23 protein-coding genes and 4 tRNA genes are annotated in these 26338 nt (G+C 51.2%); 3 read left to right on the top strand and 24 right to left on the bottom strand.

What is annotated here, in order from left to right; all coding sequences use genetic code 11:
* Positions 1 to 35: 35 nt before the first annotated feature.
* The 22 genes from rplW to J0X19_RS04185 all read right to left on the bottom strand — a co-directional run bounded on the left by rplW (position 36) and on the right by J0X19_RS04185 (position 22954).
* Positions 36 to 323: a 50S ribosomal protein L23 gene (gene rplW / locus J0X19_RS04290; RefSeq protein WP_022822126.1), complete on the bottom strand. Its 288-nt coding sequence runs from the start codon at positions 321 to 323 to the stop codon at positions 36 to 38.
* A complete protein-coding gene (gene rplD / locus J0X19_RS04285; protein WP_022822125.1) occupies positions 323 to 961 on the bottom strand; it encodes a 50S ribosomal protein L4 in 639 nt (212 codons plus the stop codon). The genes rplW and rplD overlap by 1 nt, the downstream gene beginning before the upstream one ends.
* Positions 962 to 969: 8 nt before the next feature.
* A complete protein-coding gene (rplC, locus tag J0X19_RS04280) occupies positions 970 to 1590 on the bottom strand; it encodes a 50S ribosomal protein L3 (RefSeq protein WP_022822124.1) in 621 nt (206 codons plus the stop codon).
* Positions 1591 to 1877: 287 nt separating this feature from the next.
* Positions 1878 to 2183, bottom strand: coding sequence for a 30S ribosomal protein S10 (gene rpsJ / locus J0X19_RS04275; RefSeq protein ID WP_022822123.1), 306 nt, complete (start codon positions 2181 to 2183; stop codon positions 1878 to 1880).
* 20 nt (positions 2184 to 2203) lie between these two features.
* Positions 2204 to 4348 (bottom strand): elongation factor G, encoded by a 2145-nt coding sequence (gene fusA, locus J0X19_RS04270; protein ID WP_206981606.1) that lies wholly within the window; start codon positions 4346 to 4348, stop codon positions 2204 to 2206.
* Positions 4349 to 4452: 104 nt separating this feature from the next.
* Positions 4453 to 4920 carry a 30S ribosomal protein S7 gene (gene rpsG / locus J0X19_RS04265; RefSeq protein ID WP_206981605.1) on the bottom strand — a complete coding sequence of 156 codons (468 nt, stop codon included), beginning with the start codon at positions 4918 to 4920 and terminating at the stop codon, positions 4453 to 4455.
* 85 nt (positions 4921 to 5005) lie between these two features.
* On the bottom strand, positions 5006 to 5434 hold the full coding sequence (gene rpsL, locus J0X19_RS04260) for a 30S ribosomal protein S12 (protein ID WP_022822120.1): 429 nt from the start codon (positions 5432 to 5434) through the stop codon (positions 5006 to 5008).
* A 233-nt stretch (positions 5435 to 5667) separates the two neighbouring features.
* Positions 5668 to 6006 (bottom strand): DUF3467 domain-containing protein, encoded by a 339-nt coding sequence (locus J0X19_RS04255; protein ID WP_206981595.1) that lies wholly within the window; start codon positions 6004 to 6006, stop codon positions 5668 to 5670.
* 112 nt (positions 6007 to 6118) lie between these two features.
* Positions 6119 to 10471 carry a DNA-directed RNA polymerase subunit beta' gene (gene rpoC / locus J0X19_RS04250; RefSeq protein WP_206981593.1) on the bottom strand — a complete coding sequence of 1451 codons (4353 nt, stop codon included), beginning with the start codon at positions 10469 to 10471 and terminating at the stop codon, positions 6119 to 6121.
* A gap of 344 nt (positions 10472 to 10815) precedes the next feature.
* Positions 10816 to 14718, bottom strand: a complete 3903-nt coding sequence (rpoB, locus tag J0X19_RS04245) for a DNA-directed RNA polymerase subunit beta (protein ID WP_394369096.1) — start codon at positions 14716 to 14718, stop codon at positions 10816 to 10818.
* A gap of 271 nt (positions 14719 to 14989) precedes the next feature.
* Positions 14990 to 15367 (bottom strand): 50S ribosomal protein L7/L12, encoded by a 378-nt coding sequence (gene rplL / locus J0X19_RS04240; RefSeq protein ID WP_206981590.1) that lies wholly within the window; start codon positions 15365 to 15367, stop codon positions 14990 to 14992.
* Between the two features lie 68 nt (positions 15368 to 15435).
* Positions 15436 to 15990, bottom strand: coding sequence for a 50S ribosomal protein L10 (gene rplJ / locus J0X19_RS04235; RefSeq protein WP_206981588.1), 555 nt, complete (start codon positions 15988 to 15990; stop codon positions 15436 to 15438).
* Between the two features lie 19 nt (positions 15991 to 16009).
* Complete coding sequence (rplA, locus tag J0X19_RS04230) at positions 16010 to 16705, bottom strand: 50S ribosomal protein L1 (RefSeq protein ID WP_022822114.1); 696 nt, start codon at positions 16703 to 16705, stop codon at positions 16010 to 16012.
* Positions 16706 to 16722: 17 nt separating this feature from the next.
* The gene (rplK, locus tag J0X19_RS04225; RefSeq protein ID WP_022822113.1) at positions 16723 to 17166 is read right to left on the bottom strand and encodes a 50S ribosomal protein L11; all 444 of its coding nucleotides are present in this window, start codon (positions 17164 to 17166) and stop codon (positions 16723 to 16725) included.
* A gap of 190 nt (positions 17167 to 17356) precedes the next feature.
* Positions 17357 to 17917, bottom strand: coding sequence for a transcription termination/antitermination protein NusG (gene nusG / locus J0X19_RS04220; protein WP_206981585.1), 561 nt, complete (start codon positions 17915 to 17917; stop codon positions 17357 to 17359).
* 11 nt (positions 17918 to 17928) lie between these two features.
* Positions 17929 to 18123 (bottom strand): preprotein translocase subunit SecE, encoded by a 195-nt coding sequence (gene secE / locus J0X19_RS04215; RefSeq protein ID WP_022822111.1) that lies wholly within the window; start codon positions 18121 to 18123, stop codon positions 17929 to 17931.
* 63 nt (positions 18124 to 18186) lie between these two features.
* A tRNA-Trp gene (locus tag J0X19_RS04210) sits at positions 18187 to 18257 on the bottom strand.
* A gap of 118 nt (positions 18258 to 18375) precedes the next feature.
* Complete coding sequence (gene tuf, locus J0X19_RS04205) at positions 18376 to 19566, bottom strand: elongation factor Tu (protein ID WP_206981568.1); 1191 nt, start codon at positions 19564 to 19566, stop codon at positions 18376 to 18378.
* Between the two features lie 171 nt (positions 19567 to 19737).
* Positions 19738 to 19809, bottom strand: a tRNA-Thr gene (locus J0X19_RS04200).
* A gap of 70 nt (positions 19810 to 19879) precedes the next feature.
* A tRNA-Gly gene (locus J0X19_RS04195) sits at positions 19880 to 19952 on the bottom strand.
* A 68-nt stretch (positions 19953 to 20020) separates the two neighbouring features.
* Positions 20021 to 20103, bottom strand: a tRNA-Tyr gene (locus tag J0X19_RS04190).
* A 250-nt stretch (positions 20104 to 20353) separates the two neighbouring features.
* Entirely contained in the window at positions 20354 to 22954 is a 2601-nt protein-coding gene (locus J0X19_RS04185; protein ID WP_206981566.1) for a M1 family metallopeptidase, read from the bottom strand.
* A 98-nt stretch (positions 22955 to 23052) separates the two neighbouring features.
* On the opposite strand from J0X19_RS04185, the gene J0X19_RS04180 reads away from it, so the two are divergent.
* The 3 genes from J0X19_RS04180 to frr all read left to right on the top strand — a co-directional run bounded on the left by J0X19_RS04180 (position 23053) and on the right by frr (position 25076).
* On the top strand, positions 23053 to 23556 hold the full coding sequence (locus J0X19_RS04180) for a biotin/lipoyl-containing protein (RefSeq protein WP_206981564.1): 504 nt from the start codon (positions 23053 to 23055) through the stop codon (positions 23554 to 23556).
* Between the two features lie 75 nt (positions 23557 to 23631).
* Positions 23632 to 24420, top strand: a complete 789-nt coding sequence (pyrH, locus tag J0X19_RS04175; protein WP_206981562.1) for a UMP kinase — start codon at positions 23632 to 23634, stop codon at positions 24418 to 24420.
* A gap of 92 nt (positions 24421 to 24512) precedes the next feature.
* The gene (gene frr / locus J0X19_RS04170) at positions 24513 to 25076 is read left to right on the top strand and encodes a ribosome recycling factor (protein ID WP_206981559.1); all 564 of its coding nucleotides are present in this window, start codon (positions 24513 to 24515) and stop codon (positions 25074 to 25076) included.
* 80 nt (positions 25077 to 25156) lie between these two features.
* On the opposite strand, the gene nadD is transcribed toward frr, so the two are convergent.
* Entirely contained in the window at positions 25157 to 25756 is a 600-nt protein-coding gene (nadD, locus tag J0X19_RS04165) for a nicotinate (nicotinamide) nucleotide adenylyltransferase (protein ID WP_206981556.1), read from the bottom strand.
* The gene (gmk, locus tag J0X19_RS04160) at positions 25753 to 26337 is read right to left on the bottom strand and encodes a guanylate kinase (protein ID WP_206981555.1); all 585 of its coding nucleotides are present in this window, start codon (positions 26335 to 26337) and stop codon (positions 25753 to 25755) included. Before gmk ends, nadD begins: the two co-directional genes overlap by 4 nt.
* Position 26338 lies beyond the last annotated feature (1 nt).

Raw genomic sequence — 26338 nt, 5'->3', positions numbered from 1 at the left:
CTTAGATTATGCTCTTTTGCAGAAAGGGCGCGAGGCTAGATGCCGTTGTAGAAGTCGATAACGTCGCCTTCTTTCACGGTCACGACGGCTTTTTTGCCATGGGCGCGACGGCCCGAGATGGACCCACCCTTCGTGAACTTAGATTTGATCTTACCGTTCGTACGCATGGTGCTGATGCCAACAACCGTTACGCCATAGAACTGCTCGATGTCCTTCTTGATCTGAACCTTATTCGCGGTACGCTCTACTTCGAAAACGTACTGGCCTTTTTCATTCAGGCCCGTGGCCTTCTCGGTCACGATTGGTTTCTTCAGTGTGCTCATTACTCAGCGACGGTATAAAGTTGTTCCAACGACTTCAGGCCGTCCTCTGACAGCAGCAGCGTGTCCGTGTTCAACAGGTCGTGGGTGTTCAGGGCAACGGGCGTGGCTACGGTTACGCGCTGAATGTTACGAGCCGATAGAACTACGTTCTTGTCTACTTCGCCAGTTACCAGCAACGTCTTCTTGCCGTTGTTCAGCTTGAGGCCGTTCAGGATGCTGAGGAAGTCTTTGGTCTTAGGAGCCGACAGCGTGATGTTCTCTACGAGGGCCACTTTGCCGTCTTTAGCCAAGCTCGAAAGAGCCGACAGACGAGCAAGACGCTTGGTTTTTTTGTTGAGCTTGAAGCCGTAGTCGCGGGGCTCAGGACCGAATACACGGCCGCCACCGATGAACACTGGCGACTTCATGCTACCGGCACGAGCACCACCGGTGCCTTTTTGCTTTTTCAGCTTCTTGGTAGTACCGTGCACTTCATTGCGCTGCTTCGACTTGTGCGTGCCTTGGCGCTGATTGGCCAAGTACTGCTTCACGTCGAGATACATCACGTGCTCGTTGGGCTCCAAGCCAAATACGGCTTCCGGCAGCGTTACCTTGCGGCCGGTGTCTTCACCCTTGATGTTATATACTGACAGTTCCATCTTCAAGGTTATTTTTCCAGGACCACGAAAGAGTTCTTGGCACCGGGAATCGAACCGCTCACCAGGATGAGGTTCTTGTCGGCTACCACGCGCATCACCTTCAGGTTCTGCACTTTCACCCGGTCGTTACCCATGCGGCCACCCATGCGCATTCCTTTGAATACGCGCGAAGGCCACGAGCAGGCACCGATAGAACCAGGGTGACGTAGACGGTTGTGCTGACCGTGGGTCTGGCCGCCTACACCAGCGAAGTTGTAACGCTTCACAACGCCTTGAAAGCCTTTGCCTTTCGAAGTGCCTACTACGTCAACAAATTCGCCTTCCTCGAAGAGGGAAGCGTTGATTTCAGCACCAGCAGCGTACGTAGACTCTGCGTCGAGGCGGAATTCAACCAATTTTTTCTTGGGGGTAGTACCGGCTTTTGCGAAGTGACCAGCCAAAGCTTTGGTGGTATTCTTTGCTTTTTTCTCGCCGTACCCGAGCTGGATAGCTGTGTAGCCGTCCTTCTCAGTAGTCTTAACCTGCGTCACTACGCACGGACCCGCTTCGATGAGCGTGCAAGGGATGTTTTTCCCGTCCGGAGTGAAGAGGCTTGTCATACCGATCTTTTTACCGATGATGCCAGGCATTCTGTTTTTGTTTAGTAAAAGACGCAGAAGAAAACGCCCGAGTGGCGTTTTCGTAATGGGAGTGCAAAGCTAGGAAATTGTTACGAGAATTAACAACGTCATTCTCAAATATTTTCACTGTCACGACTTTAGCTCTCAACTTATACTTGTTGTGAGCTAGCCAGTGCCAACTAATTGGGTTTTTCCAACCAATCCTAAGAAGTAATCATCCTTGCGTCGTAAAAGAAAATACCCTACCAACTCGAGAGTCAGTAGGGTATTACCTAATTAGTCGACAAACTCAGTCCTCAGACTTTGATTTCAACGTCAACACCGCTTGGCAACTCAAGCTTCATCAGTGCATCAACCGTCTTAGATGAAGTGGAATAGATGTCAACAAGACGCTTGTAAGTGCAAAGCTGAAATTGCTCACGCGACTTTTTGTTCACGTGGGGGGAACGGAGAACAGTGAATTTCTCTTTGTCGGTCGGCAATGGGATAGGGCCGCTTACGATAGCGCCCGTAGCCTTCACCGCCTTCACGATCTTCTCCGACGATTTGTCCACCAAGTTGTGGTCGTAGGATTTGAGTTTGATGCGAATTTTCTGGTTCATGTCTTGTGTGTGAAAGCGGATTAGCGAATAGCGTTACCCTTTTGCTTAGCAATGATGGCGTCGGCCAAGTTTTGCGGCACCTGATCGTAGTGCGAGAAAGTCAAGGAAGCCGAAGCACGACCCGAAGAAATCGTACGTAGTGAAGTCACATAGCCGAACAGTTCTGACAACGGAACATCAGCCTTGATAACCTGAGCACCGCCTTTGGTGTCCATGCCTTTCATGATACCGCGACGACGGTTCAAGTCACCCGTTACTGGACCGGTGTACTCATCTGGCGAAACTACTTCTACAGCCATAATAGGCTCGAGCAATTTCGGACCAGCTTTTTTACCGGCTTCACGGAAACCACCACGGGCTGCGAGTTCGAACGACAGAGCATCCGAGTCAACATCGTGGTACGAACCGAAGAACAGGCGAACACGCATGCCCTCGATAGGGAAGCCTGCCAATGGACCGTTCTTCATAGCTTCTTCGAAACCTTTCTGAACTGGCGCGATGAATTCACGAGGAATTACCCCACCCGTGATGTCATTCACGAACTCCAAACCTGGCTTCTCTGGATCAACCAGTTTCGGGCCGAGTTCGAATACGATGTCACCGAACTTACCACGACCACCAGTCTGCTTCTTGTAAGTTTCGCGGTGTTCAACGGTTTTGGTCAGTACCTCTTTGTATGCAACCTGAGGAGCACCTTGGTTGATTTCCACTTTGAATTCACGACGCATACGGTCGATAATGATTTCAAGGTGGAGCTCACCCATACCTTTCAGTACGGTCTGGCCCGTCTCGGGGTCAGTCTGTACTACTAGGGTAGGATCTTCTTCTACCAGCTTGGCAATGGCCATACCCATCTTGTCAACGTCAGCCTGAGTTTTAGGCTCAATGGCGTAACCGATAACAGGCTCAGGGAACGACATCGACTCAAGTACGATGCGCGACTTCTCGTCGGTCAGCGTATCACCAGTCTTGATGTCTTTGAAACCCACACCAGCAGCAATGTCACCGGCTTGGATTTTATCAATTGGGTTCTGCTTGTTGGAGTGCATCTGCATCAAACGCGAGATACGCTCCTTCTTATTTGTACGGTTGTTGAACACATACGAACCAGCATCCAACACGCCGCTGTAGCAACGGAAGAAGCACAGACGGCCTACGAAGGGGTCGGTAGCAATTTTGAACGCCAAGGCCGTGAAAGGCTCGTCGTTGTCGGGGTGACGCTCGATTTCCTCACCGCTTTCTGGGTTGGTACCCACGATGGCAGGCATGTCGAGAGGCGAAGGCAAGTAAGCCATTACACCGTCGAGCATCGACTGAACACCTTTATTTTTGAAAGCCGAACCGCACATTACGGGCGAGAACTTCATGTCGATAACCGCTTTGCGGATAACGACCATCATTTCCTCACGCGTGATGCTGTCTGGATCATCAAAGAATTTCTCCAGCAGAACTTCGTCGTATTCAGCAACGCTTTCTACCAGCTTCTGACGCCATTCAGCAACGGTGTCAACCAGATCCTCGGGAACTGGAATCTCGTGATAGGATTTGCCTTGCGTGGCATCATCCCATACGATAGCCTTACCGGTCAGCAGGTCAACAACACCTTTGAAGGTATCTTCAGCGCCGATTGGAATCTGCAGAGGAACTGGGTTGGCACCTAGCTTCTCCTTGATTTCATTAACGGCTTTGAAGAAGTCAGCACCAGCACGGTCCATCTTGTTAACGAAGCAGATGCGGGGCACTTTGTACTTGTCAGCCTGACGCCATACGGTTTCCGACTGCGGCTCAACACCCGATACGGCGCAGAACAGAGCAACAGCACCGTCAAGAACCCGCAGCGAGCGTTCAACTTCTACCGTGAAGTCAACGTGGCCAGGAGTGTCAATCAGGTTGATTTTATATTGCTTGGTGTCCGCAGTTGGGTCACCTTGCTCGTTGGTAGGATAGTTCCAGAACGTAGTAGTAGCAGCCGACGTGATGGTGATACCACGCTCCTGCTCCTGCTCCATCCAGTCCATCGTGGCGGCACCTTCGTGCACTTCCCCGATTTTGTGGGTCTTACCAGTATAGTAAAGAATGCGCTCCGAGGTTGTGGTCTTACCGGCGTCGATGTGCGCCATAATCCCAATGTTGCGGAGGTATTGCAGGTCTTTGTTAACAGCCATGTCTCTTTATATGAGTGAATGAGAGAATGAGTGAATAAGTGATTGTCGAGTTTGCGGTGTTAACCATAAAACTCAATCACTCATTCACTCAATCACTCATTTTTTTAGAAGCGGAAGTGCGAGAAGGCTTTGTTGGCCTCAGCCATCCGGTGCGTGTCGTCTTTCTTCTTAACAGCAGCACCTTCACCTTTTGCGGCAGCAATAATTTCGCCAGCCAGCTTGTCTTTCATGGTTTTCTCACCACGACGACGAGCATATTGAATCAACCACTTGGCACCTACCGAAATACGACGATCAGGACGTACTTCGATTGGAACTTGGAAAGTAGCACCACCTACACGGCGGCTCTTTACTTCTACGGTTGGCATTACGTTGTTCAGGGCCTTGCGCCACATTTCAACGCCGCTTTCTTTGGTGCGCTGCTCCACTAGGTCGCAGGCATCATAGAAAATGGTGTAAGCCAGGTTTTTCTTCCCGTCGTACATCATGTAGTTGACGAAACGGGTTACTAGCGTCTCCTTGTACTTAGGGTCGGGCAGGAGGATGCGCTTCTTTGGTTTTGACTTTCTCATGGGTATAGAAATGAGTTGAGACAGCGGGAAGTGGGATAAGAACCATGTGCTATCCAGCACTTCGCACTACCTCACTCGGTTTCGATTACTTCTTCTTAGCTCCTGGTTTGCCGCCTTTGCCTGCTGCTGCGGCTGGTTGACCTGGCTTCGGACGCTTAGCGCCGTACTTCGAGCGACGCTGGGTACGACCGTTTACACCGGCAGTATCCAAGGCACCACGGATGATGTGGTAACGTACACCGGGCAAGTCTTTCACGCGGCCACCACGAATCAGCACGATGCTGTGCTCCTGCAGGTTGTGGCCTTCGCCTGGGATATAGGCGTTGACTTCCTTACCGTTGGTGAGGCGCACACGAGCTACTTTACGCATAGCCGAGTTCGGCTTCTTAGGCGTGGTGGTGTATACGCGGGTGCAAACGCCACGGCGCTGCGGGCACGAATCAAGAGCCGGCGACTTCGACTTCGTCGTCAGCTTCTCGCGGCCTTTCCGTACTAACTGATTGATGGTAGGCATTTATTGTGTGTTTTGTCAAGGAGGGTTCTCTCCCAAAAAATTAGGCTTGCAAAGGTATAGAAGTTGGGTTAGAATAGCAAACGGGTTGAAATAGATAATTTTAGAGAAAAGCCGCCACCGCTAGTTGACTGCTTGCACGACCTCTCTTTCCTGAAATTCAGCGGTCTGGTAAACGAAAAAACGCTTCTGTATATAGACAGAAGCGCTTCTACAGTAGAACTATTTCGATGGGCTTACGCCTCCCCTATCTTCCCTCCAAATCCCATTGGATAGTTAGGGGTGTCCTGTTGCGCCTTGATAGTGCCGAATGCTTGTTCGTACCTCTCGATATTTTCGCCAAGAGCTGCATGTAGCCGTTTGGCGTGCTCTGGTGTGATGACAATGCGTGCCTTCACCTTGGCTTTTGGCAAGCCGGGCATCAGGCGAATGAAATCAACTACAAACTCACTATTGCTGTGGGCAATCATAGCTAGGTTGGCGTATTCGCCTTCTGCTATTTCTTCCGAAAGCTCAATGTTGATGGCATTCGGATCTTGCGGAGCGTTCGGGTCGGGTTGCTGGGGTTGGTTCATGTGGTGTAGATGTAGGGCCGTGGGTGCGGTGGCCGTTTTTATTGAAACCGCTAATAAAGAAAAAGCCGACCGAATTGCTCCGGTCGGCTTCTCCTATTCTCTTAACTCAGTACTAATCCTGCACCGATTCGCGACGTGAAGCGCGAGCCGGACGTTTGGTTGGAGCCACTGCGTCGTCGGCTTTGGCCGACTGCTGGGCTTCCATTTCCTCTTTCGAACCGACAACCTGACGAGTGTACTCGCGCAGACCGGTACCGGCCGGAATGAGGTGACCAACGATTACGTTCTCCTTCAGGCCCAGCAGTTCGTCGGCCTTGCCACGGATGGCAGCTTCCGACAGCACCTTGGTCGTTTCCTGGAAGGATGCGGCCGAGATGAACGACTGAGTGCCCAGCGAAGCCTGCGTGATACCTTGCAAGGTTGGGCGAGATACCGACGGCTGTGCGTCGCGTACTTCTACCAGTTGCAGGTCGCGGCGGCGCAGGCTGGAGTTTTCGTCGCGCAGGCGACGGGCACTCACAATCTGGCCGGGCTTCAGGTTCGGCGAATCGCCAGCGTTGGTTACCACCTTCATGTCGATGATGGTGTCGTTTTCCTCCATGAAGATAATCTTGTCGATTACCTGGTTTTCGAGGAACGACGTATCACCGGCATCCAGAATCACAACTTTCTGCATCATCTGGCGAACTACCACCTCGATGTGCTTATCGTTGATCTTCACACCCTGCAAGCGGTATACTTCCTGAATCTCGTTCACGAGGTATTCCTGCACTGCACCCGGACCCTGGATGCTCAGGATGTCGGATGGTGTGATGGCGCCGTCGGAGAGTGGCATACCAGCCCGGATGAAGTCGTTGTCCTGTACCAGAATGTGCTTGGACAGCGGCACCATGTACTTCTTCTTGACGCCGTCTTTCGACTCCACGAAGATTTCACGGTTACCACGCTTCACGGTACCGTAGGTTACCACACCGTCGATTTCCGACACAACGGCCGGGTTCGACGGGTTACGGGCTTCGAAGAGTTCTGTAACACGGGGCAGACCACCGGTAATGTCGCGGGTTTTGCCCACGGCACGCGGAATCTTGGCTAGGATGTAACCAGCCTTGATTTTCTGGCCGTTCTCCACGTTCAAGTGCGAACCTACCGGGATGCTGTAGCTCCGCTGGCCTTCTTCTTCGCCCTTTTTGCCAGGACGAACAATGATGGCTGGGTTCTGGTCCTTGGCCTTTGATTCGATAATTACTTTCTCGCGGTGACCAGTCTGTTCGTCCGACTCCTCACGATAGGTAATGCCTTCGGTAATGGCGTCGTACTGAACGGTACCATCAAACTCGGCCAAAATAACGGCGTTGTACGGGTCCCAGTTGTTCAGTTCTTGGCCTTTCTCCACTTCCTGACCTTCCTCGACCAGCAAGAACGAGCCGTAAGGCACGTGGTTGGAAATAAACACCTTGCCGGTGCCTTTCTCCACGATGCGGATTTCACCCGAACGACCCATTACCACTTTCACCGGCTCCCCGTCAGGGTTGGCAGTTTCCACGGTGCGGATGTCTTCGAACTCAACCACCCCAGCGAATTTGGCACGCAAGCTAGCTTCTACTGCAATGTTAGAAGCTGTACCACCTACGTGGAAGGTACGCAGGGTAAGCTGAGTACCTGGTTCACCGATAGACTGAGCAGCAATTACACCAACCGCTTCGCCTTTCTGAACCATGCGGCCCGACGACAGGTTACGGCCGTAGCACTTGGCGCAGATACCACGCTTCGATTCGCAGGTCAGTACCGAACGAATTTCCACCGACTCGATACCAGCATTGTCGATACGACGGGTAATATCTTCGGTGATTTCCTCACCAGCTGGCAGGATCACCTCATCCGTTACCGGGTCAACAACATCATGTACTGCTACACGACCCAGGATACGCTCCGACAGTGGCTCTACTACATCTTCGTTGTCTTTCAACGCGAAGGTTTCGATGCCACGTAGGGTACCACAGTCCGTTTCGTTTACGATTACGTCCTGCGACACGTCCACCAAACGACGGGTCAGGTAGCCGGCGTCAGCCGTTTTCAGCGCTGTATCGGCAAGTCCTTTACGAGCACCGTGGGTGGAAATGAAGTACTCGATTACATCTAGGCCTTCTTTGAAGTTAGATAGAATCGGGTTTTCGATAATCTCCCCTACCGAACCCTGCAACGACTTCTGCGGCTTAGCCATCAGACCCCGCATACCGCCGAGCTGACGAATCTGCTCACGCGAACCACGGGCACCGGAGTGCATCATCATGTAAATCGAGTTGAAGCCCTGGTTCTCCTTTTCGAGGCGACCCATGAGGGTTTCAGTGATTTGGTTGTTGATGCGCGTCCAGATGTCGATAACCTGGTTGTAACGCTCGTTGTCCGTAATCAGACCCATCTGGTAGTTCTGCGTTACGGCAGCTACGTCGGCCTGAGCTTGAGCTACGAGGGCATCCTTTTCTTTCGGGATGTTGATGTCCCCCAGACCCATCGACAAACCACCTTTGTAAGCCGACTGGAAACCCAGCGTCTTGATGTCGTCGAGGAACTGCGCGGTGCGGGCCATACCGGTCCGCTTGAACACCATCGAAATGATTTGCTGAAGCTTTTTCTTGGTCAGCAACTCATCTACGAAACCTACTTCGGTTGGTACAAGCTGGTTGAACAGCACACGGCCGGCTACGGTCTCAATGATCTTAGTAACAAGATCATCGTTCTCGTCGCGCACTAGCGTACGCACCTTGATGTAGGCGTGCTTAGACAGCTGACCTTCGTTGAGGGCAATAACCACTTCCTCATCCGAGTAGAACATGCGGCCTTCGCCTTGAATCTGCTCGTCGTCGGTGCTGCGCTTGCCTTTGGTTACGTAGTACAAACCCAGAACCATGTCTTGCGACGGTACCGCAATAGGTGCGCCGTTGGCAGGGTTAAGGATATTGTGCGACGCCAGCATGAGCATGGAGGCTTCCAGAATAGCGGCCGGTCCGAGGGGAACGTGCACAGCCATCTGGTCACCGTCAAAGTCAGCGTTGAAAGCGGTACATACCAAGGGGTGCAGCTGAATAGCTTTACCCTCGATGAGGCGCGGCTGGAACGCCTGGATACCCAAGCGGTGCAAAGTGGGAGCCCGGTTTAGGAGCACTGGGTGGCCTTTCAGCACGTTCTCCAAGATGTCCCACACGACGGCGTCCTTACGGTCAACAATTTTCTTTGCCGACTTTACCGTCTTCACAATGCCGCGCTCAATGAGCTTACGGATAATGAACGGCTTGAACAGCTCGGCCGCCATGTTCTTGGGCAGACCGCACTCGTGCAGCTTCAACTCCGGACCCACAACGATTACCGAACGGCCTGAGTAGTCGACACGCTTACCGAGCAGGTTCTGACGGAAACGGCCCTGCTTGCCTTTCAGCATATCAGACAGCGACTTCAGGGCACGGTTGCCTTCCGCACGCACGGCATTCACCTTACGTGAGTTGTCGAACAGCGAGTCCACAGCTTCCTGTAGCATGCGCTTCTCGTTCCGCAGAATTACTTCAGGAGCCTTAATTTCGATCAGGCGCTTGAGGCGGTTGTTACGGATGATAACACGGCGGTACAGGTCGTTCAAGTCGGAAGTAGCGAAACGGCCACCATCCAACGGTACGAGTGGGCGCAGTTCCGGTGGAATTACCGGCACCATGCGGATTACCATCCACTCTGGCTTATTCTCGATGCGAGTAGCGGCGTCGCGGAAAGCTTCCACTACGCGCAGACGCTTCAACGCTTCTGCTTTACGCTGCTGCGACGTTTCGTGCGCAGCAGAGTCACGCAGCGAGTACGATAGTTCGTCGAGGTTGATACGCTCCAGCAAGAGTTGCAGCGCGTCGGCACCCATCCGGGCAATAAATTTATTGGGGTCCTCATTTGGCAACATCTGATTCTCCCGAGGAAGCTTATCGATGATGTCGAGGTACTCGTCCTCCGTCAGGAAGTCGAGTTGCTGTACGCCTTCTTCAGCCAATACGCCCGGCTGTACTACTACATACCGCTCGTAATAAATGATTTGGTCGAGTTTCTTGGTAGGCAAGCCTAGCAAGTAACCGATTTTGTTGGGCAGGGACTTGAAGTACCAAATGTGCGCAACGGGCACCACCAGTTCGATGTGGCCCATCCGCTCCCGGCGTACTTTCTTCTCGGTCACTTCTACGCCGCAACGGTCGCAGATGATGCCTTTATAACGAATCCGCTTGTATTTGCCGCAGTGGCATTCCCAGTCCTTCACCGGACCGAAAATCCGCTCGCAAAACAGGCCGCCCATTTCGGGCTTGTACGTCCGGTAGTTGATCGTCTCGGGCTTCACTACTTCCCCGTTCGACCGCTCCAGAATGGATTCGGGCGAGGCCAGCGAAATAGTGACTTTCGAGAAGTCCTGTACCAGTTTCTTGTTTTTTGCAAACGCCATGTAGGGTAGCTGTTGTTAGCTGGTGGCTTGTTTTCTGTTCGTTGGTTCCGCCAGTCTTAAGAGTGGTCGGAAAGAACATAACAGTTCGACTCTGCGAAAAGTGCTCTGCGGGTCGGATAGGTACGCCGCGCAGTAGTTTTTCGCCAGGTCTGGTAATCGGGTGATTCAGTAAACTGAATCGGGTTGCAGCCAACTGCCGCCGGAGGTTGATGCCGTTCTGACCTTATCTCGGAACGACGCCGGCAGCGGTTGTTATCGGTTTCCCGAACCGCAGGCACTCTATATTAATAGACTTGAAAAGTGGCTGCCGATACCGAAGCACCAGCAGCCACTATTTTCAAACCTTAGTCAAGCGTGATTTCTAGGGCCAGACCGCGCAACTCGTGGATGAGTACGTTGAATGACTCGGGGATATTCGGCTTGGGCAGTACGTCACCTTTTACAATGGCTTCGTACGCTTTGGCACGGCCTACCACGTCATCCGACTTCACAGTCAGGATTTCTTGGAGCACGTTGGAAGCACCGAAGGCCTCCAGCGCCCATACTTCCATCTCGCCGAAGCGCTGACCACCGAACTGCGCCTTACCACCCAGCGGCTGCTGCGTGATGAGCGAGTACGGCCCGATGGAACGGGCGTGCATCTTGTCGTCAACCAAGTGACCGAGTTTGAGCATGTAAATCACGCCCACGGTTACCGGCTGGTCGAAACGCTGACCAGTTAGGCCGTCATGTAGGTAAGCACGACCAAAGTGCGGCAGACCAGCTTCTGTCAATTCCTTCGATACTTCCTCTTCGGTAGCACCATCGAAAATTGGGGTAGCATAGGTGCGGCCTAGCTTAAGGCCAGCCCAGCCCAATACCGTCTCGTAAATCTGACCGATGTTCATCCGGCTTGGTACACCAAGCGGGTTGAGCACGATATCCATTGGCGTACCGTCAGGCAAGAAAGGCATGTCCTCATCGCGCACGATGCGGGCTACTACCCCTTTGTTACCGTGACGACCAGCCATTTTATCACCCACCTTCAGCTTACGCTTCTTGGCGATGTACACTTTGGCCAGTTGTACGATGCCAGCGGGCAGTTCGTCGCCTACTTCCAGCGTAAACCGGTCGCGCTTGAAACGGGCCGTGATGGTGTTACGACGCTTGGCGTAGTTTTTCACCAATTGTGTCACCATCGTGTTTACGCGGGCGTCGGCAGTCCAACCTTCAAGGACAAGGTCCTTGAACATGTTGACCTCCTCAGGCACGGCGTAGTTGCTCTCGTCCTTGTAAGGGTTCTTCTCGGGGAACAAGGCATCAGCAATGTTCTTCTTCCCAAACTTGGCACCCTTCGCCAGGATTTCGTCGCCGAACTTGTGCTTCACACCTTGCGAAGTTTTGCCTTCCAGCAACTGCACCAGCTTGTCGACCATAACGGCCTTCACTGCGCGCAACTCCTTAGCGTAAGCATCCTTCAGCTCTTCCACTTCCTTCTTCGACTTGGCCCGGAGGTTTTTGTCTTTTTTAGGGCGCGAGAACAGCTTGGTACCAATAACCACACCGTTCAAGGATGGCGGCGCCTTAAGCGAAGCATCCTTCACGTCGCCGGCTTTGTCACCAAAGATGGCACGGAGCAGCTTCTCCTCCGGCGTCGGGTCCGTCTCGCCTTTCGGCGTGATTTTTCCAATCAGAATGTCGCCTTCCTTCACTTCAGCACCCAACCGAATGATACCGTTGTCGTCGAGGTTACGAACAGCTTCTTCGCTCACGTTCGGAATTTCCGAAGTCAGCTCTTCTTCGCCACGCTTGGTTTCACGCACTTCCAACTCAAACTCTTCGATGTGAATCGAAGTGAAGATGTCGTCGCGTACTACTTTCTCCGAGATGACAATGGCATCCTCGAAGTTGTAACCCTGCCATGGCATGAACGCCACCTGCATGTTACGGCCGAGGGCCAACTCACCTTTATTGGTGCCGTAGCCTTCGCAAAGCACTTGGCCTTTTACCACCCGCTCACCGGTTTTCACCAGCGGCGTTAGGTTGATGCAGGTATCCTGGTTGGTACGGCGGAACTTGATGAGGTCGTACGAAATCTTCTCAGCATCGAAGCTTACCAAAATATCGTCTTCCGTCAGGTCGTAGCGCACCACGATGCGGTTAGCATCAACGTAGTCGATAACACCGTCGCCTTCCGCTACTACCAGCGTACGAGAGTCGCTGGCTACGCGGCCTTCCAAGCCGGTGCCCACAATTGGAGCCTCGGCTTTCAACAGCGGAACTGCCTGGCGCTGCATGTTCGAACCCATCAGGGCACGGTTGGCGTCATCGTGCTCCAAGAACGGAATCAGCGAAGCAGCAACCGATACAATCTGGTTAGGAGCTACGTCCATGTAGCTGTATTCCGACGGACCTACCACTGGGAAGTCACCTTCGAAACGACCTTTTACTAGTTCGTTGGTGAAGTTGCCTTCTTCATCGATGCGAGCGTTAGCCTGCGCAATGTGGTGGGTGTCTTCTTCCTCAGCCGTCAGGTACTTCACGTTCGAACTAACGTCCACCTTGCCGCCTTCTACGTTGCGGTAAGGCGTCTCGATGAAGCCCATTGAGTTAACCCGGGCATGCACGCAGAGCGACGAAATCAGACCGATGTTTGGTCCTTCCGGCGTTTCGATAGTGCACAGGCGGCCGTAATGCGTGTAGTGAACGTCACGTACTTCGAAACCAGCCCGTTCGCGCGACAGACCTCCTGGCCCGAGTGCCGATACGCGACGCTTGTGCGTCACTTCGGCCAGCGGGTTGGTTTGGTCCATGAACTGCGACAACTGGTTGGTGCCGAAGAAAGAGTTAATAACGCTCGACAGGGTACGGGCATTGATCAGGTCAACCGGCTTGAAGTCCTCGTTGTCGCGCACGTTCATGCGCTCCTTGATGGTACGCGCCATGCGGGCCAGACCTACGCCAAACTGAGCGTACAACTGCTCCCCTACCGTGCGCACCCGACGGTTGCTCAAGTGGTCAATGTCATCGACAATGGCCTTCGAGTTGATCAGACCAATCAGGTATTTCACAATCAGCACAATGTCCTGGTTGGTCAATACCCGAGCCTCTTGGCTCATGTCAATGCCAAGCTTTTTATTGATACGGTAGCGGCCTACGTCACCAAGATCGTAGCGCTTGTCCGAAAAGAACAGCTTCTGGATAATGTCGCGGGCAGTTTCTTCGTCGGGAGCCTCCGTATTCCGGAGTTGACGATAGATCTGCTCGACGGCTTCTTTCTCCGAGTTGGAGTTATCCTTCTGAAGCGTGTTGTATATGATAGCGAAGTCCGCAATATTCACGTTCTCCTTGTGCAGAATCACCGATTTCGGGCCTGCATTGAGAATCGTTTCGATGTCGTCTTCCTGGATAGTCGAGTCGCGCTCCAGCAATACTTCGTTCCGGTCGATAGATACCACTTCGCCGGTATCCTCGTCCACGAAGTCTTCCGTCCAAGTGCGCAGTACCCGGGCAGCCAGTTTGCGGCCTACAGCACGCTTCAGGTTCTTGCGGTCAGCCTTTACCTCTTCCGACAACCCGAACAAATCGAGAATGTCCTTGTCGGTGCCATAACCGATAGCGCGGAGCAGCGTAGTAACCGGAAACTTCTTCTTCCGGTCAATGTAAGCGTACATTACGTTGTTCACGTCCGTGGCAAACTCAATCCACGAGCCTTTGAACGGGATGATACGAGCTGAGTACAGTTTCGTGCCGTTAGTGTGCTTGCTTTGAGCAAAGAACACGCCCGGCGAACGGTGCAGCTGCGATACAATAACACGCTCAGCACCGTTGATAACGAATGAGCCTTTCTCAGTCATGTATGGGATGTTGCCCAAAAACACTTCCTGCTCAATCGTCTCGAAGTCCTCGTTGTCCGTGTCATTGCAGACTAGGCGCAACTTAGCTTTCAAAGGCACTGAATACGTCAAGCCACGGTCGATACATTCATCCACCGAATATTTCGGAGGATCTACGTGATAGTCGATAAAGGTCAGAACAAAGTTCTCGCGAGAGTCCGAAATCGGAAAGTTCTCAGCGAATACCTTGAAAAGCCCTTCATCAGTACGGTTTTCAGCAGCCGTCTCCAATTGGAAGAAGTCCATGAACGAGCGAACCTGCACGTCTAGGAAATCCGGATACTCAATAACCTTTTTAATCTTGGCAAAGTTGATCCGCTCGTCAGCGGCCTGCAGCTTCTGCAATGCAGTTTGTGCGTTCGGTGTAGCCAATGTATGTGGGGTTAAGAAATGACACTGGGAAAGCACTGACTCACCAAGTTACTTGGTGACAAATTATCGGCAAGCAGAGCAAAAGCCTATCTTGGCCGATAGACAGAAACGTGAAGCAGAACTTCACGCATCAAGGTCCGTAGGCACAAAAAGCCGCAAAGCGGCGTGCAAACGAACTTCAGTATAGTTTGTTGCCTACAAACAGGAAAAGACCTGGCTTAGTTGCCAGGCCTCCCCTTATTTGTTGGTTAAAAGCGGCGTTGCAGGGTAATTACTTAACCTCTACTTCAGCACCAGCTTCTTCCAGCTGCTTCTTCAGCGACTCAGCTTCGTCTTTGGTTACACCTTCTTTCAAAGGCTTAGGAGCACCGTCAACTAGTTCTTTAGCTTCTTTCAAGCCAAGACCGGTCAAGTCTTTCACCAGCTTCACAACAGCCAGTTTAGCACTACCAGCCGACTTCAGAACTACGTCAAATGAAGTCTTTTCTTCAGGAGCGTCAGCAGCGGCAGCGCCACCACCAGCTACCATTAAGGGAGCAGCAGCAGCTGGCTCAATGCCGTACTCATCCTTCAGGATAGTGGCCAACTCGTTTACTTCTTTTACCGTCAGGCTAACGAGCTGCTCGGCGAATGCTTTCAAATCTGCCATTTCTGTAGATTGTTAAAAAAGGGGTTGTTGAACTTTTGAATTGTATGCATGAAAAAGATGAGCAGCGGTTAGCCTGCAACCTCTTCTTTTTCGGAAAGCGTTTTGAGGATACCAGCCAATTTGCTGCCGCCGCTCGACAGAGCGGAAATAACATTCTTGGCAGGCGACTGCAACAGACCGATGATGTCACCGATGAGTTCTTGCTTGCCTTTAATCGTGCTAAGAGTTTCCAACTGATTAGCTCCCACATAGATGCTTGCATCAATGTAAGCGCCTTTCAAGGCAGGTTTCGGTTCTACGTTTTTACCGTAGTTCTGCGACTTGTAGAAATCCTTCAACAGCTTGGCTGGTGCCGAACCCGACTCTTTCGAGAAAAGAACACCTGACTGGCCAGCTAGTGCAGCATCCATCTCGGTAGTGTCGCCACCTAAAGTGTCGAGCGCCTTACGGATAAAAGTGTTTTTGTACACCTTGTACTCCAACCCACGGTTGAAGCACAGGCGACGGAATTCGTTGATTTTTGCCACCGACATTCCCGAAGCATCGGCAATGTAGAACGCGTTGTGCGATTGAAACTTCTCGCTCAACTCGTCGACTAGGGCTTGTTTTTCTTCCCGGTTCATATCGTCGTGTTGGTTTTACTTAAGCGGAAGTTACTTGCGTGTCAACCGGAACGGCTGGGCTCATCGTGCTCGAAAGCGTGATGCTCTTGATGTACGTGCCCTTAGATGAAGAAGGCTTCAAACGGGTGAGTGTTTGAATCACTTCAATAGCGTTTTCGGCGAGTTTCTGCTCATCGAACGACACCTTACCTACCGAGCAGTGAATGATACCAGTTTTATCGACTTTGAAGTCGATTTTACCAGCTTTCACTTCCTGCACCGCTTTGGCTACATCCGTAGTTACCGTACCCGACTTCGGGTTTGGCATCAGGCCACGAGGACCCAGTACCCGGCCCAAACGACCAACCTTGGCCATCACAGACGGCATAGTGATGATTACGTCAATGTCCGTCCAGCCTTTCTCGATTTTCGAGATATAGTCGTCCAGACCAACGTAGTCAGCACCGGCGGCAGTAGCTTCGGCCTCCTTATCGGGAGTCACGAGTGCCAATACACGAACGGTTTTGCCCGTACCATGGGGCAGCGTAGCAACGCCACGTACCATTTGATCAGCTTTCCGAGGATCAACACCCAACCGAACGTCGATATCCACTGAAGCATCAAATTTGGTATAGGTAATGTCCTTTACCACTTTAGCTGCTTCTACCAGATTACGAACCTGCGTCAGATCGTGCTTTGCAAGGGCTTCCTTGCGCTTTTTGCTTACTTGTGCCATGTCTTCTCCGTCGTTAATTATTCAGCAAAAGGAGAAGTGCCTGACACAGTGATGCCCATGCTGCGAGCCGTACCAGCTACTTGCAACATTGCAGACTCCACTTTAAAAGCGTTCAGGTCTGGCATCTTCGTTTCAGCGATGGTGCGCACCTGGTCCCACGACACAGAACCAACCTTATTACGGTTAGGCTCTTTCGAACCACTCTGGAGCTTAGCAGCCTCCATAAGGAGAACTGGCACCGGAGGAGTCTTCACAACAAAGTCAAAAGACTTGTCGGTGTACATGGTGATGAGTACAGGACAAACTTGGCCGGCCTTATCTTGGGTGCGAGCATTGAACTGCTTGCAAAACTCCATGATGTTAAGGCCTTTGCTACCAAGTGCAGGTCCAACCGGCGGCGCAGGGTTTGCGGCACCTCCCTTTATCTGAAGCTTCAGATAACCTCTAATTTCCTTGGCCATTTGGTTTGTAAGGCTTTGGACTCTGCGACGTAACCCGCATCATCCGCAGTTTTATAATAACTCCGAGTGGAAGCTCCGCCGGTCCGGAGTTGATAACCGACGACGTTTTCTTTTGGGATTGTAGAAGTGAGAGCTTAGAACTTAGATATTTAAGGCTCTAAGTTCTAAGCTCTCACTTCTACAATCTCGCTTATGACTCTTTTTCGACCTGAGTATAGCTCAACTCCATAGGAGTGCTACGGCCAAATATTTTTACAATTACGTTGAGCTTCTTACGCTCTTCAAACACTTCTGATACGTTACCAGAGAAGCCACTAAAAGCACCATCTACCACCTTCACAAGTTCACCAACAACGAAAGGAGTTTCCAGTGTTGCAGTTTCTTCTTCCGTCTCGTCTACGATACCAAGGATGCGATTCACTTCAGCCATTCGCAACGGCACAGGCTTTGTGTTAGCTGACTTACCTTCTTTGTCACTCAAGAACCCTAGGATACCAGGAGTACTTGTAATGATGTGGTCTACCTCACCGTGTGAAAGATCAGCATGAATCAAAATGTAGCCTGGAAAGAAGTTACGCTCGCGCACCCGCTTCTTGCCGTTCCGCATCTCGTACACCTTCTCCGCTGGAATCAGCACTTGAGGCATTAGATCTGAAAGACCATGACGACCTATTTCAGTTTCGAGATAGGTCTTGGCCTTTTTCTCCTGTCCACTCACTGAGCGAACTACGTACCATTTCAACTCTCCCATCTGCTGACCGATTAACGGAAGGAATTGTAGAACGCCTCCAGACCGGTTTTGAAAATTACATCCATTAGGCCTACAACAGCAGCAAAAACTAATGAACCGATCAGCACCAAACCGGCGCTTTTCTGCAGCTCCTCAAAAGAAGGCCACGTTACCTTGTAACGCATCTCTTCAGTTGTATCGCGGAAGTACTTAGTTAGCTTGCTCATTATGCGTCGCCTATGGGCTGGCTTTAATTACGTGAAGCTAGGTTTGACCTGCTTCGTTTAGAGCACGAGTGGAGAGATTCGAACTCCCATCAAAGGTTTTGGAGACCTCTATTCTACCCTTGAACTACACTCGTGTATTTCTCCCTGTACCACCGTCTGTGGGATTGGGACTGCAAATGTACTGAACTAGTTAGATAAAACAAATCCGCCCCCGAAAAAATCGGAGGCGGATTGTATTGTTTTAAAGGAAAACTAGTCGAGGATTTCAGTAACCTGACCAGCACCTACCGTGCGACCACCCTCGCGGATAGCGAAACGCAGGCCTTTTTCCATTGCCACTTTGTTGATCAATTCAACAGTGATAGTAACGTTGTCACCAGGCATTACCATTTCTACACCTTCACCCAAGGTGATGATGCCAGTAACGTCGGTGGTACGCAGATAGAACTGCGGACGGTAGTTGTTGAAGAACGGGGTGTGACGGCCACCTTCCTCTTTCGAGAGGACGTACACTTCAGCCTTGAACTTCTGGTGAGGAGTTACCGAGCCGGGCTTGCAGATAACCATACCACGGCGGATGGCTTCTTTTTCAATACCACGGAGCAACAGACCTACGTTGTCACCAGCTTCACCACGGTCAAGGATCTTGCGGAACATCTCAACACCAGTTACGGTCGACTTCAGGCCGGCGGCAGCGCCCATACCCAAGATATCAACTTGCTCACCAGAGTTGATGATACCACGCTCGATACGACCGGTAGCAACAGTACCACGACCCGTGATAGAGAATACGTCCTCTACTGGCATCAGGAAGGGCAGGTCGGTCAAACGAGCAGGGATTGGAATGAAGCTGTCAACAGCGTCCATCAATTCCTCGATCTTAGGAACCCAGTTGGCATCACCGTTCAAGCCACCTAGAGCAGAACCCTGGATAACTGGAATGTTGTCGCCATCGAAGTCATAGAAAGAAAGCAACTCACGGATTTCCATCTCTACCAATTCGAGCAGTTCTGGGTCATCCACCATGTCCACTTTGTTCATGAACACAACGAGTTGAGGAACACCTACCTGACGAGCGAGCAGGATGTGCTCACGAGTCTGGGGCATTGGGCCGTCGGTGGCAGCTACTACAAGGATAGCACCGTCCATCTGAGCAGCACCAGTTACCATGTTCTTCACATAGTCAGCGTGACCAGGGCAGTCAACGTGAGCATAGTGACGGTTTTCGGTAGCGTACTCAACGTGAGCCGTGTTGATCGTGATACCACGCTCTTTCTCTTCAGGAGCGTTGTCGATCGACGAGAAGTCACGCTTAGCGGCCAAACCTTTGTTCGCCAGTACCGTGGTGATAGCAGCGGTCAGGGTGGTTTTGCCGTGGTCGACGTGCCCGATCGTACCGATGTTCACGTGCGGCTTGGAACGATCAAAATTTTCTTTGGCCATTGTAATGAGATTAAAAAGAACTTTTAAAGTAAAGGGGGCGGAAAAACGCGACTCGGCTATACTGCAAGAAAGCGAAACGCAGCTCCGTTAAATAAGGATTGCACGTCGCTTTACTTGTCTGATAGATCCAATCAAAGCAGAATAACTGTTTTGGTGGCACTCGTAATTCTGAGCCATTTATGGGATTTGAACCCATGACCTCTTCCTTACCAAGGAAGTGCTCTACCACTGAGCTAAAACGGCTTGTTATTTTTTTTTGCAAAGCTACAACGAATGCCGCACAGTTTATAACTGCTCACCATTTGTTGCACAGAGCGGGAGACGAGGTTCGAACCCGCGACCTGCAGCTTGGAAGGCTGCCGCTCTACCAACTGAGCTACTCCCGCATACATACCAACTGATTAAAGAATAACCAAATTAGTTTTCGGCCTTTCCCTACTCAGTTGTTTGCTTGTGGGGGGAGAAGGATTCGAACCTTCGAAAGCTTACGCTAACAGAGTTACAGTCTGTCCCATTTGGCCGCTCTGGAACCCCCCCAAGCATTTATTCAAAGCCATTTACTTCGAATACTTTCTCTTTAACAATCTGCCTTAGCTGGCTAGGTTGTTAAATTGAGTTGCAAAATTAGCGGCTTTCTGATGTAAGTCAAGCACACAGTTCAAAAACGCTGCACTTTTTTTGAATTGGCCGATTTAGATCCTCTACTATACTTATGCTAACTCACTGATTACTTATTCGAAAGCTAGTTATGAGCGCTAGGTAGGGCTATGAAATATTTTTTAGGTTGCTACTGCATAAGCGCGTAATAGGCCTTCACTTGCTCGTCTTTCTCTTTATTACGGATATCCTGCATAGTTGCTTTTAGCATGGGCATACTGGGTGCCAAGATATTCAGGCCACGGTAGGCTCCTAGCCGTACGTAGTTGCGTGGGCTGGTACGCGCTAGACTTTCGAGCTTCTGCACGCCCTTGTCTCGTTCAACCACTGGGATACGAAGCATGAATGTAGCAAAGTTGGGCAAGTAAGACTGGTATAAATCAACCTCGCTTACGTCGGGTAAGCGACGCAGAAACCATTGATACTGCTCTATCGAATTACCGTTAAGTGAGTAATATGCTGACAATGCATTCAGCACTTCATGGCTTTTCGTTGCTTGCAATGCGTTGATACGGTCACGCGAGTCGGGGGTCGGAGCTTTAGCTAATGCTTGTATTGCAGCACTTACTATCCGATAAGAACTATCAGATAGTGCTGCAGTGTAGATTGAACCGTAATCCTCGTTGTTGAAAGCTGACAAGGTGGCTATTGCGGTAGCCCGGACTTGGTTGTTTTTATCGGATGCAGCTACTCGCTGTAACTCTCTGCGTACTGCATTGCCTTCTGCTCCCTTATAGCGTCGTAAGGCCTGCACTGCTGCCTGACGCACTGCCCAGAATTTATCATCCAGAGCGTTACGGAGCATTGCGCTTACTGCTAGGTCGGAGTTTTTAGTTCTGAGCAGGTCGATGGCTTCGTATTTCTGCAAATAATTGCGAGCGTGACTGAATTGGTAGAGTAGTTCATCTTGGCTACGCTCTTCTTCTATCTGTGCTAAGAGTTGCGCCTCGCTGTCGAATTTAACGAGGCTAGGACGTTGATTTACCATCAAGCGAAACGTTTGATCGGCTTTAGTGACAACAATACGGTGGTCGGTCGGCTGATTGTTGACCCAGGTGGTAACCGTAACAGGTAGGCGGTAAATGGGCGTGAAGGTGGAATCTTGGAGTTGCTGAACATGCAGATTCACCTGATTACCGATGTAACTGTGTGTTACCTTAAGTTCAGGATGCCCGCGGTGCAAGAACCATTGGTCGAAAAACCACATCAAATCCTCACCAGTTGTTTCCTCAAAGGCTATGCGAAGCTTAGCTACTTCGGTAGAAGAGAGTTTATTCTGCGTTAGATACCGGTTCAGGGCAGTAAAGAAAGCGTCGTCACCGACGTATTTGCGCAGCATGTGGAGTACCCGGCCACCCTTGTCATAAGAGTGCCGGTCAAACATGTCTTCGTTTTGCGCATACTGGTAACGGATTAGGGGTTCACGCTTGCTCTGGGCTTCCTCCAGGTAGCGGTTCATTTTTTCCTGTTGTACCAAGGCGGCGGCGTCGGCCCCATATTTATACTCAGCCCATAGCAGTTCTGAGTAATCAGCGAATGACTCGTTGAGGGGCAGGTTTGCCCATGATTCCGTTGTAACGTAGTCGCCGAACCAATGGTGGAACAGTTCGTGCGCTACGGTAGATTCGGGGTCGTAGCCAACATCGGGCAATTCGCGGGCGGTGAACTGCACAATGCTTTGCTCGAACGTAACGGCAGTGGTATTCTCCATAGCCCCCGATACAAAGTCGTGCACGGCCACTTGGCTGTACTTTTCCCATGGGAAGTCAACTCCCAGCTTCTGCGAGAAGAAAGTCAGCATTTCGGGAGTATTACCGAAAACTGCTTTAGCCGTACCGGCAAACTGTGGATCAACATAGTAATCAACCGCCTTGCCTCGCCACGAGTCGCTTACCACAGCAAAATCGCCAGCAGCTAGCATAGCCAAGTAGGGAGCATGAGGCAGGCTTTGCTTCCATGTATCGGTGCGGGTACCGTCGTTGTTTTTCTTTGAAGCAATCAGTAAGCCATTGGATAGCGTTTTTAGGTTTGCTTCCACTGTCAGGCTGATTTCCTGCGTCATGCGCTGGTTGGGCTTATCGATGGTTGGAAACCAGCAGGAGCTTCCCTCTGTCTCGCCCTGAGTCCAAACCTGGCGCGGCTTGGTTTTGTCGGTGCCTAATGGGTTGATAAAGTACAGGCCTTTGTCCCCGGTAATGGCGGCACTACCTCCCGCCTCTAATTCATTGGGTTTGGCAGTGTATTGAATGCGCACCTGATAAGGCTCGGTACGGCTGTACTGCCTATCTAAAGTGACGGTCAGCTTTTTCTTATCGTAAGCGAAATTGAGGTTCTTTTCCTTGGTACCAGTTACCAAACGCACGGTTTTCACCTCAAACCCTTTGGCATCGAGCACCAATTGGTTTTGAGGATAGAAGTGCGGACGCAGGGTAAGTGTAGCAGTGCCAAGCAGCCACTGCCGGCCCCAGTCGAAACGCACATCGAGCTTGGTATCCAGTAAATCGTGTACGATGGTGGCGGCGGGCTGCACCGGATTGGTTGGCGGCAGCCAGGAAGGCACAACTATAGTGGCGGGAGCAGGCGAAGTGGAAACTGGTTCGCTGCCTGCCGACGTTTTCTTGTGAGTGGCGGCTTTGCTGGTCGTTGATTTACCTGACTTAACTGTCTGAGCCGTTGCTTCCAACTGACACACAAGGACTAGGCCCAGAACGCCGAGAAGCGAATATTTCATGCGAAAATGCAGAGAGTGTATGGGACCTCAAGTTCCGAAATTATTTGAGATTTGGACTATCTTTAAGCCCTTTTCACCCTGCTCCGTTCCTTCTGCTTATGCTACAGGTCAGTACCAATTCCACTCAAACATGGAACGTTGATTACCGCCCAAACGGGCCGATAACTGTCAATAACGAGTTGTTTGATTGGGACATCACCGTATTGGGTGAAGGCAAGTTTCATGTGGTGTATAACAACCAGTCGGTAGTAGCAGAAGTAATAGAGGCGGACTATGTTAACAAGGCATTTCAACTGAAGCTGAACGGTCAGTTGGTGAACCTGCAAGTGCAAGACCGTTTCGACCTGTTGCTTAGTAAGCTAGGCATGAGTGCTGCCAGCGCTAACAAGGTGAACGAATTGAAAGCCCCTATGCCGGGCCTTATTGTGGCAGTTCGGGTGGAGCCGGGCCAAGTAATTCAGAAAGGTGACGCGCTGCTAGTGTTGGAAGCCATGAAAATGGAGAATATTCTGAAGGCTCCCGCTGATGGCACTATAGCGGCCATTAAGGTTGGGCTCCGCGACAACGTAACCAAAGGCCAAGTTCTCATCCAGTTCAGCTAAGGATACTGCTACACGGGCAGAATCAACTTTTTCTGTGAAATTTCACCCCTGATTTCCTACCTAACCCTTCGTATTTTGAAATACAAACGAATTCTGCTCAAGCTAAGCGGCGAAGCCCTGATGGGTCAGCAACAGTATGGCATTGATGCTACGCGGCTCATGCAATACGCCGAGGAAATCAAATCGGCGGCCGCTACGGGTACACAAGTGGCAGTTGTGATTGGGGGCGGCAATATTTTCCGGGGAGTGCAGGCCTCTGCGCTGGGCCTCGACCGAGTGCAGGGCGACTATATGGGGATGCTGGCAACAGTTATCAACTCAATGGCTTTGCAGAGCGCTCTGGAAAAGCTGGAAGTAAGCACTCGGCTGCTGTCGGGCCTTACTATTCAGCGGGTTTGTGAGCCATATATCCGGCGGCGGGCCGTGCGCCATTTGGAGAAGGGCCGGGTTGTAATTTTTGGGGCGGGTATCGGCTCCCCATACTTCACAACTGATTCGGCAGCTTCGTTGCGGGCTATCGAAATAGAAGCAGATGTTGTGTTGAAAGGTACTCGCGTAGATGGTATTTACACCGCCGACCCTGAAAAAGACCCTTCGGCTACGCGTTATCCAGAGATTACCTTTGAGGAGGTGATGGAGAAAAACCTGAACGTAATGGACATGACGGCCTTTACGCTGTGCAAGGAGAACAACCTGCCCATCATCGTTTTTGATATGAACAAGGAAGGTAACTTACAGCGCCTTATTGATGGCGAAACCGTAGGAACCCTCGTAACCATGACTGGCAGCAACAATGCTGCTATTTTGGACAGCAAGCACAGCAGCCTACAGCCTAGCCTTGATACCCCAACCGGAAAAGCCTAACTGCGAGCAAAGGGTGGAGGCAGCCGCTGCGCTTGTTGCATTCGGGTAGCTGACATCATCCTTTAGCACACAATTTTTAACTCTTTCAAAAAATGGACGAAGAAATTCAGTTTTATCTGAGCGAAGCCGAAGAATCAATGGGCAAGTCGCTGCAACATACAGGCTCGGAGCTGAGCCGTATTCGCGCTGGCAAGGCCTCCCCTGCCATGCTTGATTCATTGCGCGTAGATTACTACGGCACTCCAACGCCTATTGCTCAGATTGCCAACATCGCAACTCCTGATGCCCGCTCGCTGCTTATTAAACCATGGGAAAAGAACATGATAGCAGAAGTAGCCAAGGCTATCAAAAACAGTGATTTAGGCTTGAACCCTGTTTCTGATGCAGAGGGTGTCCGCCTCAACATCCCGCCCATGACGGAAGAACGCCGCCGTGAGTTGGTGAAGCAAGTGAAGAACGAAACGGAAACTGGCAAAGTACGCATCCGGGGCATCCGTAAAGATGTAAATGACTCGTTGCGTAAGCTGCTAAAGGATGGGGCAGCCGAAGACGCCATTAAAGACGCCGAAGCTAAAGTTCAGAAGGCAACTGACAGCTATATCAGTAAAATTGATGACCTGATGAGCAAGAAGGAATCGGAAATCATGACTATCTGATTTCTCGGCCATGATAAAAGAAAAGCCGCTCCAACTTATTGGAGCGGCTTTTCTTTTATCATGGATAACAGCCGGCTTAGCTACTGGGAAGCCCAATACCTGTTGGCCTCAATCTGCTGCTCTACTGCTTCTGGCACCAAATACCGGATAGACTTACCTGCATGCAAACTTTCGCGGATGAAAGTAGCCGATATATCTAGCGGAGGCGCTTCAACGATGCGCAAGCGCGGGTTGTTAGCTGCTTCAACTGGCATTTCGTAACCCGGCCGGGGATACACATACATATCGAACTCCTGCTGAATACGCGCTGTGTCTTTCCATCCAGCTAATCCAGCCAAATTGTCGCCTCCCATCAGCAACACGAACTGGTACTGCGGATACTGCCGACCTAGCTCATCGAGAGTAGCAACCGTATAATTCGGCCTGGGCAGTTGAAATTCTACGCTAGAGGTACGCAGTTGCGGATTATCTGCAATAGCGGCCTCCACCAATGCTAGTCGGTCTTGCTCGGGTAGCAACTGCTGCCCAACCTTATACGGGCTTTGTGGCGAAACCACAAACCACACTTCCGCTAAATCGGTGTGCGTGACCATGTGCTGCGCCAGGATAAGGTGCCCGATGTGAATAGGGTTGAAAGAACCGAAAAGTAGCCCTACCCTTTTCTGCTCAGACGAACTCACAGCACGGCTGGCTCAACGGTGATAAAGTCACGCACTAGCTTTTCAGCAGCAGCAGAAGCCTCATCCAGGTCGTCGTTTACCACTGTTACATCAAACCGGTCTTCGAATGTAAGTTCGAAGTTGGCTTTATATAAACGAGCGGAAATACTGGATGCGGAGTCGGTAGCGCGCTGGCGGAGCCGGCCTTCTAGCACTTCCAAGGATGGAGGGCGCACGAAAACAGCTAATGCCCGGTCTTTGTAGAACTCTTTGATACTCAGGCCACCTTTCACATCTACATCAAGAATAGCGTGCTTGCCGCTTTCCCAGATGCGCTCAATTTCTGATTTGAGCGTGCCGTAAAATGCACCTTCATATACTTCTTCCCATTCCACGAAGGCGTCTTCCCGGATTTTCTCCTGGAATTCCTGCACGGAAATGAAGTAGTAGTCCTTGCCGTTGGCCTCAGCGCGCCCCCGACGGTCACGCGTACACGCGGAAATGGAGAAGTTCAACTCTGGAATTCGATCCAGCAATCGATGAACTATGGTCGTTTTGCCAGCACCAGAAGGAGCCGAGAATACAATAATTTTGCCCTGCATC

Origin of the sequence: Hymenobacter telluris, assembly GCF_017313265.1 — a bacterium.
GTDB classification, from domain to species: Bacteria; Bacteroidota; Bacteroidia; order Cytophagales; family Hymenobacteraceae; genus Hymenobacter; species Hymenobacter telluris.
Note: the sequence above shows the minus strand (reverse complement) of the source record. Positions and strands in the feature narration are given on the sequence as shown.

Coding starts and splice junctions, on each gene's coding strand:
- J0X19_RS04185 (WP_206981566.1), bottom strand. CDS start 22,954: ATGAAATATTCGCTTCTCGGCGTTCTGGGCCTAGTCCTTGTGTGTCAG.
- fusA (WP_206981606.1), bottom strand. CDS start 4,348: ATGGCTGTTAACAAAGACCTGCAATACCTCCGCAACATTGGGATTATG.
- nusG (WP_206981585.1), bottom strand. CDS start 17,917: ATGGGAGAGTTGAAATGGTACGTAGTTCGCTCAGTGAGTGGACAGGAG.
- rpsJ (WP_022822123.1), bottom strand. CDS start 2,183: ATGAACCAGAAAATTCGCATCAAACTCAAATCCTACGACCACAACTTG.
- rplK (WP_022822113.1), bottom strand. CDS start 17,166: ATGGCCAAGGAAATTAGAGGTTATCTGAAGCTTCAGATAAAGGGAGGT.
- gmk (WP_206981555.1), bottom strand. CDS start 26,337: ATGCAGGGCAAAATTATTGTATTCTCGGCTCCTTCTGGTGCTGGCAAA.
- tuf (WP_206981568.1), bottom strand. CDS start 19,566: ATGGCCAAAGAAAATTTTGATCGTTCCAAGCCGCACGTGAACATCGGT.
- rplC (WP_022822124.1), bottom strand. CDS start 1,590: ATGCCTGGCATCATCGGTAAAAAGATCGGTATGACAAGCCTCTTCACT.
- rplL (WP_206981590.1), bottom strand. CDS start 15,367: ATGGCAGATTTGAAAGCATTCGCCGAGCAGCTCGTTAGCCTGACGGTA.
- J0X19_RS04180 (WP_206981564.1), top strand. CDS start 23,053: ATGCTACAGGTCAGTACCAATTCCACTCAAACATGGAACGTTGATTAC.
- rpoC (WP_206981593.1), bottom strand. CDS start 10,471: ATGGCGTTTGCAAAAAACAAGAAACTGGTACAGGACTTCTCGAAAGTC.
- J0X19_RS04255 (WP_206981595.1), bottom strand. CDS start 6,006: ATGAACCAACCCCAGCAACCCGACCCGAACGCTCCGCAAGATCCGAAT.
- rpsL (WP_022822120.1), bottom strand. CDS start 5,434: ATGCCTACCATCAATCAGTTAGTACGGAAAGGCCGCGAGAAGCTGACG.
- rpsG (WP_206981605.1), bottom strand. CDS start 4,920: ATGAGAAAGTCAAAACCAAAGAAGCGCATCCTCCTGCCCGACCCTAAG.
- frr (WP_206981559.1), top strand. CDS start 24,513: ATGGACGAAGAAATTCAGTTTTATCTGAGCGAAGCCGAAGAATCAATG.
- rplA (WP_022822114.1), bottom strand. CDS start 16,705: ATGGCACAAGTAAGCAAAAAGCGCAAGGAAGCCCTTGCAAAGCACGAT.
- secE (WP_022822111.1), bottom strand. CDS start 18,123: ATGAGCAAGCTAACTAAGTACTTCCGCGATACAACTGAAGAGATGCGT.
- rplJ (WP_206981588.1), bottom strand. CDS start 15,990: ATGAACCGGGAAGAAAAACAAGCCCTAGTCGACGAGTTGAGCGAGAAG.
- rplW (WP_022822126.1), bottom strand. CDS start 323: ATGAGCACACTGAAGAAACCAATCGTGACCGAGAAGGCCACGGGCCTG.
- rplD (WP_022822125.1), bottom strand. CDS start 961: ATGGAACTGTCAGTATATAACATCAAGGGTGAAGACACCGGCCGCAAG.